We start from the raw sequence: 9395 nt of genomic DNA, 5'->3' as shown, positions 1-9395 counted from the left end.
AATTTAATACTCCGTAATGTTAGGGCGGAGGAAATGGGGGAGTTTCGATTCTCCCCCTTTTTCCTCCCCCTAACAACCCCCACTTTTTTACCCCCCTGCAACCGACCATTGCATGGAGCTGGTTTTGTAAGAAGCTTCGCTTCTTTCAAGTTTTTAAAGTTTAATTGCTGTTTAAAAATAATTATAAATTCAAGTGAATTATTAGAGAAAAAATTGTTTGAACGAAAGTGAGTTATTTTTTCTCTTTTAATGAACTTAGAATTTATTTATATTGGGCTTTTATTTTAATTAAATCCGGATAATCAATTTAAAACTGAAAGAAACTTTAGTTTCTTTCTAATTTTGCTCCCTGCAAGGGCCGGTTAAGGGGTTATAAAGATGGGGGTTCTTAGGGGGAAGGAAAAAGGGGACAATCGGAAGTCCCCTGTTCCTTCCGCCCTAAGTCTACGAAGTTTTGAATTAATAAAATAATTTATTTTGAAAAATAAAAATTAAAATCCAACACCTCTCTCCTTGTTTGGGTATAATTATTAAAGAAAAGATAAGAAAAATGAAAGGATTTTGTATGGTTTATAAAAGATTTGATGATAAATTAGTTATTAGATTAAAAAAAGGCGATAAGCTTGTGGAATCTGTTAGGGAAATTCTTGAAAAAGAAAATGTTAAGGCTGGATTTTTAACTGGAATTGGAGCTACTGATAATCTTGAAGTGGGTCTTTTTGATCCGGAAAGTAAGGAATATAAAATAAAAAAATATGAAGAGGATTTAGAAATTGCAAATCTTTGTGGAAATATTTCAAATAAAGATGGAAAGCTTTATACTCATTTTCACATAACTTGTGGAAGGGCAAAATCAAATCCTAATGAAAATAGCCTTGCTGGTGAGGCGATTGCAGGGCACTTGAATGAGGCTGTTATTTCTTTGACTGCAGAAATTTTTGTGACTATAATTGATGGCAAAATTAATAGGATTTTTGACCAAGATTTGGGTTTAAATTTGATTGAGTTTTAATATGAATTATTTTATTTTTGATATGGATGGGACCATTTTTGATACGGAAAAAATTTACTATCAAACTTGGCTTGAAGTAGCTCAAAAAAATGATTTTGAGTTTACATTGGAAGATAAAATTCTTTTATCTGGTAGAAAAAAGGATGAATCCATTTCATTTATGGAGGAACATTTTTCTATGGATAGAGAAAAGGCAGAAAAAATTCGAGAAGAATTGAATGATTTAAGGGAGAAAAGATTTGAAGAACTTGATTATTCTTTAAAAAAACCAGATCTTTTAGAACTTTTGGATTATTTGAAAGAAAATGAAGAAAAAATTGCCCTAGCTTCGTCTTCTTATAAGAAAAAAGTAGATTTTTTGGTGGACAGGGAAGGTGTTCGAGATTATTTTGACCAAATAATTACAGCTGATGAGATAAAAAATGGAAAGCCTGATCCTGAAATTTTTAATTTCACAATGGAAAAGTTGGGCGCAGACAAGGAAAAAACTTATATTCTCGAGGATTCACTTTCTGGAATTAGGGCTGCAAAAAAATCCGGGGCAAAAGCGGTTTTGATTGTAGATTTGGATGATAGCGATGCCACAAAAAAAGAAGCAGACTTGGTATTTTCATCTTTGGGAGAATTTTTATCATATATAAAAGAAAAAAATTCTATCGATACAAGAGATAAGGATTTTTCTTTATCTTGTCCAGCTTGCCAAAACAAATTTACCAAATCCTTGCCAACAGCAGTTTTTTCGCAAAATGATAAAGATTTTATAGAAAATATTGGCATAATCGAGTGTCCTTCTTGTAAAAATTTATTCAAATTAAATTATAGGTATGTTTACACCGATAGCGACAAAAAATTAATGTTTGTAAATGATCCAAAATTTATTAAAAAAAGAAACCAACTTGCCTTTAAATCTTCGCTTAAAATTTTGGATAGGTTAAATAAAAACAAGGCTGAAGATTTTTTGATTAGAATGTGCAAGAGTGACTCGGATTTAAAAGAAAAAATTTCTATTTTTGAAGAGGGGAAAATTGATAATATAATTGAAATTATGAAATTTGTCCTAATCCAAAGTCCGGATTTTAAATTTAAAAAAGAAGATATTTTGCAAATGACCTACAAAAACAAGGAATTTATAATAAAAACAAAAGACGGAATTTTTAAAATGCCCTTTATTGATGATTTGTATGAAAGTTTGTATGACAAATATATTCCCTTTATAGATGTAAAAAATGTGGAAATGGTTGATGAAAATTGGGCAAGGGAAATTGTAAAAGAGATATGAGAATATATTTAGAAAATGAAAATTTAAGAAAAATTGTATATGATATTTTAAATATTTTCTACGAGAAAGAAGAATTTATTTTTGTAGAAGAAAATCCTAATATATCAATAAAAAATGGACTTATTGAATTTGAAAATAAGTCCTACTTTTTTGATTCTAATTTGAAATTAAAACAAATTTTATTTGAAATTTTAAAAGAAAAAAATAAAAAATCTTCTGATTGGGGGATTTTGACAGGGTCAAAGCCTTCAAAACTTTTAAAAAATCACACCCTTGATGATTTAAAAAATATTTATAAGCTTAAGGATAATAAGATTGACTTATTAAAAAGTATTAAAAAAAGTCAGGATAAATTAAAATTTGACCCCAAAGCCTTCAATCTTTATATAAATATTCCTTTTTGCCCCCAAAGGTGCAGGTATTGTTCCTATCCTACTATTGTGTCAAGCACAGTAGAGAAAAATCTTTATGTGGATTTTTTATTAAAGGAAATTTCTCAAATGAATTTGCCCAAAAAATTGGATACTATTTATCTTGGGGGAGGAACTCCATCAAATTTATCTTTGAAAGATTTGGACAGGATTTTGTCTTTAATCAATGAGAAATTTATTTTTGACGAATTTACTCTTGAGGCAGGAAGGGAAGACACTTTAGATTTTAATAAGCTTGATTTATTTAAAGAAAAAAATGTAGGAAGAATCTCTTTAAATCCACAAACTTTTACATCAAATGTTTTAGAAAATATAAATAGGCCAATTGATTTTAAAAATTTTGTAAAAATTTATACTTACGCCAAAAAGCTTGGTTTTATTGTGAATATGGATTTTATTGTGGGACTTTTTGGAGAAAATAAGGAAAGTTTTTCTAAAAATTTTGAAATTTTAAAAGATTTAAGGCCAGATAATATTACTTTTCATGCCCTCGCCCAAAAAGTTGGGTCAAAATATTTTGAAGAAAATATAAATGGTGATGAAATTGAAGCGAAAAAAATTTCCAAAGATATAGAAAAATTTACCAAAGAAAATTCCTACAATCCCTACTATCTTTACAGACAAAAAAATATAATAGGAAATTTGGAAAATATTGGCTACGAAAAAGAAAATACTCCCCAAAGATACAATATTTTGATAAATGAAGAGCTAGAAAATATTATAGGCCTTGGAATGAATGCAAATTCCAAACTTACAAATGGAAAAAAATATAGGAATGAGAGAAATCTTAGAGATTATTATAAAAATATTGAAAAAGAAATTTCTGATAAAAATAAATTAATAGAAAATTTTATTAATAAGCCTTTATAATAGGGCTTATTTTTTATATTTTAAAATAAATAATTTTATGTGATAGAATAAAGATAGATTTAAGTTAGGAGTAAAAATGGATAAAAATATAAAACTTGTAGCTATAGACCTTGATGGGACGCTTTTGAGTTCTGATAAAAATGTTTCTGAGAAAAATTTTAAAATTATAAAAAAATTAAGAGATAAGGGGATTTTTGTTGTAATTGCAACTGGAAGACCTGTGGGTGGATTTTCTTGGATTCTTGATCGTTTGGATTTATTTTCTAATGACGATTATTCAATAACCAATACCGGATCTCTTGTTATAAAAAACAAGGACAAATCAGATATTTCCAAAAAAATCCTTCATATAGACGATTATTTAAATCTTAAAAAAATAATAAACGACAAGCTTCAAATTGGAATTTATAATAAATATAATTTGTACAATAATAGCGACAATATAAATAAACATTTTCAATTTGAATCAAAACTTTTAAAAATGCCTATTGAAAAATTTGATGAGAAAAATAAAAATCAAAGTGTTGATAGAATTACAATTATGGGAGATAGGGAAATTGTTGATGAATTTGAAAAAAACCACAACAAAAATCTTTTGAAAACTTATCAAACTGTAAGAAATGTGCCAGAAGTTTTTGAGGTTTTAAATAAAGAAGCTGACAAGGGTCAGTCTCTTAAAAGACTTTGTAAAATTTTAAATATTGATATTAATTCAACCCTTGCTATTGGAGATTCTAATAATGATAAGTCAATGCTTGAAATTGCAGGAATTTCTGCAACTTGTTCAAATGGAAGAGATAGTGTAAAAGAAATGGTTGACATCGTTTCAGCTTATTCAAACGACCAAGATGGAGTTTTTGATATTTTGGAAAAAGTATTTTTTGACAAGTGATTGAAAGCTTTCGAAAAAAAAGTATTATATGATTAGTTCTTATGTAAGATTTTTCTAAAATCTTACATATTTTTATGTTAAAATAAAATTTGAAAAAAGATAGGAAGTATTATGAGTAAATTTTGTTCTCTAGCTTCAGGATCTTCAGGAAATTCTGTTTTTGTTGAGCACAAGGGATCAAGAATTTTGATTGATTGTGGTTTTTCTGGAAGAAAAATAGAAAATCTTTTATCTCAAATTGGCGAAAATCCAAAAGATTTGGATGCGATTTTTCTAACTCACGAACACGCTGACCATGTAAAGGGAGCCTCTGTTATGAGCAGAAGATATGATATTCCAATTTATGCCAACAAGGGAACCTGGCTTTCTTTTATAAAAAATGCTGGGAAATTGAAAGAAGAAAATATAAAAATTTTCAGATCAAATTCTTTTTTAAACTTTAATTCTTTTGATATTTTTCCAATATCAATTCACCACGATGCAAAAGAGCCGGTTGGTTTTATTTTGTATTTGGATAATAAAAAAATTACGGTTTTGACTGATACTGGAATAATTGATGAGAGAATTTTAAATGAAATAAAGGGATCAGATATTTATTATTTTGAGGCCAACCACGACCTTGATGCTTTAAAACGTGGACCCTACACTTATCCTATGAAAGTTAGGATTATGGGGAAAATGGGACACTTATCAAATGAACAATCGGCAAAATCTTTGGCAGATGCCCTCCAAGGGAAAAATGAAAAAATTTTTCTTGCCCATTTGTCTGAAACAAATAATTCAGAAGAACTTTGTAGAATAACCGTAGATAATTACTTAAAATCCTGTGGCCTAGATACAAATAGAGATATAAAATTGGAAGTTGCAAAAAGACATGCACCTTCAAGCTTAGTGGAGTTATAATGGAATTAGTAGAAATTGAAAGATCAATTATAAAAAAATATAGGAAAGAGCTTTGGTCAAAATTTGTAAAAGCTGTAAAAAAATATGAATTGATAAATGAGGGCGACAAGGTTGCTTGTGCGATTTCAGGTGGAAAAGATTCGCTTTTGACTGCAAAACTTGTAGAAGAATTACACAAACATTCAAATGTAAATTTTGATGTTGAATATATTTGCATGGATCCGGGATACGATAAGGAAAACAGAGAATTATTGGAAAAAAATTTAAAATATTTAAATATTCCAGCCAAAATCTTCGATTCAGATGTTTTTGAAATTAGCGAGAAAATTTCTGGAGAATATCCTTGTTATATGTGTGCAAGAATGAGAAGGGGATTTTTGTATGCCAAGGCAAAAGAGCTTGGTTGTAATAAAGTTGCCTTGGGTCATCACATGAACGATGCAATCGAAACAACTTTGATGAATGTTTTGTATGCTGGAAATTATAAAACAATGAAGCCAAAACTTATGGCACAAAATTTTGAAGAAATGGAGCTAATTAGGCCCATGTATTTTATAGAAGAAAAAGATGTAATAGCTTGGCGTGATTATGTAGGACTTGATGCCTTAAATTGTGCTTGTACTGTTACAAAAAAAAGCGAGTCTTACACAAGAAAAAAGATAAAAAATCTTATAGAAGAATTAAAAGAAGATATACCAAATGTAGAAAAATCAATCCTAAGATCAGCAGAAAATGTAAATTGCGATATGGTTTTGGGATACAAAATAAATGGTAAAGAACATTCGTTCATGGAGGAATTTGAAAAATGATTTTAGATTTGTTAAAAGTATTTATTCTTTCAATTGTTGAAGGAGTAACAGAATTTTTGCCTGTTTCATCAACAGGCCACCTTATTTTGGTAAATGAGTTTGTAAAACTTGAGCCAGAAAAATTTGCCAATGCCTTTAATGTAATAATTCAACTTGGTGCAATACTTTCAGTAGTAGTTTTGTATTTTTCTAAACTAAATCCTTGGAATTTAGAAAAAACTCAAAAATATTTCCCAAAAAATTACGATAAATTAAATGGCCAATCAAAAGTTTATTACAGGTTAACCCACCCACACAAAGAAACAATCGAGCTTTGGAAAAGAGTAATTATTGGGGTAATTCCTGCAGGAATTTTAGGATTTTTGCTTGATGATATTATTGATGCTTACTTATTTAATCCAATGGTTGTTGCCCTCATGCTTTTTGTTTGGGGTATTGGAATAATTTTAATTGAAAAGAAAAATAAAAATGAAAATAAAAAAAGAATCGATAATCTTTCCTTAATTTCTTATAAAACTGCATTTTTTATAGGCTGTTTCCAAGTTCTTGCAATGATTCCAGGAACTTCTAGATCAGCTGCAACAATAATTGGTGCAATGATTTTGGGACTTTCAAGATCAGCTAGTGCAGAATTTTCATTCTTTTTGGCAATTCCAACCATGCTTGGAGCCACACTTTTAAAAGTTGTAAAAAATGTATCAGGATTTTCAGGATATGAATGGATTTTAATTATTATAGGAATGATTTTAAGCTTTATCGTTGCTTATATAGTAATAAAGAAATTTATTTCCTACGTACAAAAAAACGACTTTATAATTTTTGGAAAATATAGAATTGTTCTTTCAGTTATTGTATTTTTATATTTTCTAATAATTAAATAATATTTTTAGTATTATAAGGCGGATTATTCCGTCTTTTTAAATGCCCAAAACTTTAAAAAATTATCCTTATAGTGTAAAATTAGAATAAGAGATTTTAAGAATTTATAAATAAAAGATATAAAAATTTCGGAGGAGATAATGAAAAAAAGACAAACAATTTTTAGTATAATCCCAAAAGCTTTGGTTTTTGGATTAATTTTAGGAATAGGGTTTTATTTTTTGTCTGGTAAATTAGGTTTTAAAAAATATACAGCACAGGCGAAAATTCTTACAACTTCAAATGAAAAAATAAAAGAAGATGATAAAACCGCCTACACCTATGCAGAAACTGTAAATTCAAATGCAATCAAAAAAAGAGTTATAGAAAATTTGAAACTTGATATGGAAGCAAGCGAGCTTGATAAAAAAATGCAAATTCAAGCAATTCCAAACACCCATATTTTAAATATTAATGTAGAAGATTCTATAAAACTTAGGGCTGAAGATATAGCAGATGAATATGCAGAAATTACAGTTTCAGTTATAAATGAACTTTACAAGGCTGATGCCGTTGTAATCGACCACGCTTATCCAAATGGAAGTCTTTTGAAAAATAATGAAAAAGACTCTTTTAAAGTGGGACTTGCAGGATTTTTAACTTATATGATTTTTGGATCTTTGGCTTTAACTATTAGAAATTCAAAAATTAATGAAGAGGAAATAGTTGAAGAAAAAGAGATAAGAAAAGTAGTTTTTAAAGACGAAGACGAAGAAGAAAATTATGAATATGATTCTTTTGATCAAAGTTTTTACGAGGATGAAGATCACAAAATAGAAAATCAAGAATTTGTAAATGAAGATGAAAATGTTATTGATGAAGAATCAGCAGAAGAAATAGATTACGACCAATCTTTTAAATATGTTGACAGCATTGAAGAAGATGAAGATATAGATGATGATTTTAGAACTTATCAAAATAAGGAAAATGATAAGGACTATACAATAATTGCAGATATGCCAAAATATGATGATGGTGATTTGAATGTTTAATAAAAACAAAAAAGAAGAGATTGAAAAATCTTTTATATCCTTAAAAAATAATTTTTTAAAAATTAGCCATAAAAATTCTCTAGTTCAATTTGTATCATCAAATGAGAAGGTAAATAAGGCTTCATTGATACTAAATTTGGCTAGAACTTTGGCAAAAGATAATTATAAGGTAATAATTGTCGAAGCTGATTTTAGAAATCCTAGGATGGGAGAATTGTGTGATATAGATTTTGATAGGGGATTTTATGATATTTTAGAAAAAGAAAAACCCTATGAAAATTTTATAGTAAAAGACCATTTTCAAAAAAATCTTGATTTAATTCTTGCCCCAAGTAAAAAAGAAGATGGGCAAAACGTATTATCCTATGACAGGATAAATGCGATTTTTGATTCATTAAAAGAAAAATATGATTTTATACTTTTGGATACAGCTTGTAATGAAAAATACGATGATGCAAATTTTTATCCAAGCCTTTGCGATTCAGTTATAGTTTTTGCAGGAAAAAAAGATTTTAGGAAGAAGAAACTAAATGGATCATTAAGAAAGCTTGAAAATGTAAACGCACAAATTTCTGGAATTATAACAACAGATAATTAAGGAGAAAAAATGAAAAAGAAAATTTTATTAATATTGGCTCTATCTCTTGGACTTTCAGCTTGTTCAAAGGAAGAATACATCTCCCAAAGGCATCCTGAAGAAAACAAACAATCAAACCCAGTATCAACAAAAATAGATATCAAAGAAAAAAAATCAAATGATAACGCGTCAAATGCAAGTCTAAAAACTGTTGAAAAAAAAGAAGATAACAAAAAAGACACAAAAGAAAATAATAGTACAACAGAAAATAAAAATACACAAGAAAATCCACAAGAAGCCTACGGAATATTTACAGTAGGAGATATTTCAAATATAAGAAGAGAAATGAATACGGATTCAGAAATAGTAGCAACAATCCAACCAGGCACCCAAATCGAAAGATCAGAAATTGTAGGCGAATGGTCAAAAGTAAGCTACGGTGAATATGAAGGATATATTTTGACAGAACTTTTAGAAGATGTTCAATAAAAATTAGCTTGGTTTTAACCAGGCTTTTTTTATTTGAAAAATATAAAAAAATAAATAATTATAAATTAAATTTTATTAGGAAAACACTTTAAATTTTTAAAATTTAATGATATATTAAAAATGAAGAAATTTATATTATAGTAAAAAAATTTGTAGCCAAGCTGCAAGTTTTTTTAAATTATGAATAAATTTGATAAAACTTATCAATTATTCAAAAAATTAG

At 28.1% G+C, this 9395-nt stretch carries 11 protein-coding genes; all 11 read left to right on the top strand.

What is annotated here, in order from left to right; all coding sequences use genetic code 11:
* On the top strand, window positions 1-231 hold a 231-nt coding region (locus tag L6653_RS08470; RefSeq protein WP_236786774.1), incomplete at its 5' end, for a hypothetical protein.
* A 334-nt stretch (window positions 232-565) separates the two neighbouring features.
* Window positions 566-1012, top strand: a complete 447-nt coding sequence (locus L6653_RS08465; protein ID WP_236786772.1) for a PPC domain-containing DNA-binding protein — start codon at window positions 566-568, stop codon at window positions 1010-1012.
* A 1-nt stretch (window position 1013) separates the two neighbouring features.
* Window positions 1014-2291 carry an HAD-IA family hydrolase gene (locus tag L6653_RS08460; protein WP_236786770.1) on the top strand — a complete coding sequence of 426 codons (1278 nt, stop codon included), beginning with the start codon at window positions 1014-1016 and terminating at the stop codon, window positions 2289-2291.
* Window positions 2288-3592: a radical SAM protein gene (locus tag L6653_RS08455; RefSeq protein WP_236786768.1), complete on the top strand. Its 1305-nt coding sequence runs from the start codon at window positions 2288-2290 to the stop codon at window positions 3590-3592. Before L6653_RS08460 ends, L6653_RS08455 begins: the two co-directional genes overlap by 4 nt.
* A gap of 76 nt (window positions 3593-3668) precedes the next feature.
* Window positions 3669-4484 (top strand): Cof-type HAD-IIB family hydrolase, encoded by an 816-nt coding sequence (locus L6653_RS08450; protein ID WP_236786766.1) that lies wholly within the window; start codon window positions 3669-3671, stop codon window positions 4482-4484.
* 111 nt (window positions 4485-4595) lie between these two features.
* The gene (locus L6653_RS08445; RefSeq protein ID WP_236786763.1) at window positions 4596-5387 is read left to right on the top strand and encodes an MBL fold metallo-hydrolase; all 792 of its coding nucleotides are present in this window, start codon (window positions 4596-4598) and stop codon (window positions 5385-5387) included.
* Window positions 5387-6196 (top strand): tRNA 2-thiocytidine biosynthesis TtcA family protein, encoded by an 810-nt coding sequence (locus L6653_RS08440; RefSeq protein WP_236786760.1) that lies wholly within the window; start codon window positions 5387-5389, stop codon window positions 6194-6196. The genes L6653_RS08445 and L6653_RS08440 overlap by 1 nt, the downstream gene beginning before the upstream one ends.
* Window positions 6193-7077, top strand: a complete 885-nt coding sequence (locus L6653_RS08435) for an undecaprenyl-diphosphate phosphatase (protein WP_236786757.1) — start codon at window positions 6193-6195, stop codon at window positions 7075-7077. Before L6653_RS08440 ends, L6653_RS08435 begins: the two co-directional genes overlap by 4 nt.
* Before the next feature lie 138 nt (window positions 7078-7215).
* A complete protein-coding gene (locus L6653_RS08430; RefSeq protein ID WP_236786755.1) occupies window positions 7216-8106 on the top strand; it encodes a YveK family protein in 891 nt (296 codons plus the stop codon).
* Window positions 8099-8704: an AAA family ATPase gene (locus L6653_RS08425; RefSeq protein WP_236786752.1), complete on the top strand. Its 606-nt coding sequence runs from the start codon at window positions 8099-8101 to the stop codon at window positions 8702-8704. Before L6653_RS08430 ends, L6653_RS08425 begins: the two co-directional genes overlap by 8 nt.
* A gap of 9 nt (window positions 8705-8713) precedes the next feature.
* The gene (locus L6653_RS08420) at window positions 8714-9172 is read left to right on the top strand and encodes an SH3 domain-containing protein (RefSeq protein WP_236786749.1); all 459 of its coding nucleotides are present in this window, start codon (window positions 8714-8716) and stop codon (window positions 9170-9172) included.
* Window positions 9173-9395 lie beyond the last annotated feature (223 nt).

The organism is Anaerococcus ihuae (assembly GCF_928368155.1).
Taxonomy (GTDB): domain Bacteria; phylum Bacillota; class Clostridia; order Tissierellales; family Peptoniphilaceae; genus Anaerococcus; species Anaerococcus ihuae.
Note: the sequence above shows the minus strand (reverse complement) of the source record. Positions and strands in the feature narration are given on the sequence as shown.

Coding starts and splice junctions, on each gene's coding strand:
- L6653_RS08465 (WP_236786772.1), top strand. CDS start 566: ATGGTTTATAAAAGATTTGATGATAAATTAGTTATTAGATTAAAAAAA.
- L6653_RS08460 (WP_236786770.1), top strand. CDS start 1,014: ATGAATTATTTTATTTTTGATATGGATGGGACCATTTTTGATACGGAA.
- L6653_RS08455 (WP_236786768.1), top strand. CDS start 2,288: ATGAGAATATATTTAGAAAATGAAAATTTAAGAAAAATTGTATATGAT.
- L6653_RS08450 (WP_236786766.1), top strand. CDS start 3,669: ATGGATAAAAATATAAAACTTGTAGCTATAGACCTTGATGGGACGCTT.
- L6653_RS08445 (WP_236786763.1), top strand. CDS start 4,596: ATGAGTAAATTTTGTTCTCTAGCTTCAGGATCTTCAGGAAATTCTGTT.
- L6653_RS08440 (WP_236786760.1), top strand. CDS start 5,387: ATGGAATTAGTAGAAATTGAAAGATCAATTATAAAAAAATATAGGAAA.
- L6653_RS08435 (WP_236786757.1), top strand. CDS start 6,193: ATGATTTTAGATTTGTTAAAAGTATTTATTCTTTCAATTGTTGAAGGA.
- L6653_RS08430 (WP_236786755.1), top strand. CDS start 7,216: ATGAAAAAAAGACAAACAATTTTTAGTATAATCCCAAAAGCTTTGGTT.
- L6653_RS08425 (WP_236786752.1), top strand. CDS start 8,099: ATGTTTAATAAAAACAAAAAAGAAGAGATTGAAAAATCTTTTATATCC.
- L6653_RS08420 (WP_236786749.1), top strand. CDS start 8,714: ATGAAAAAGAAAATTTTATTAATATTGGCTCTATCTCTTGGACTTTCA.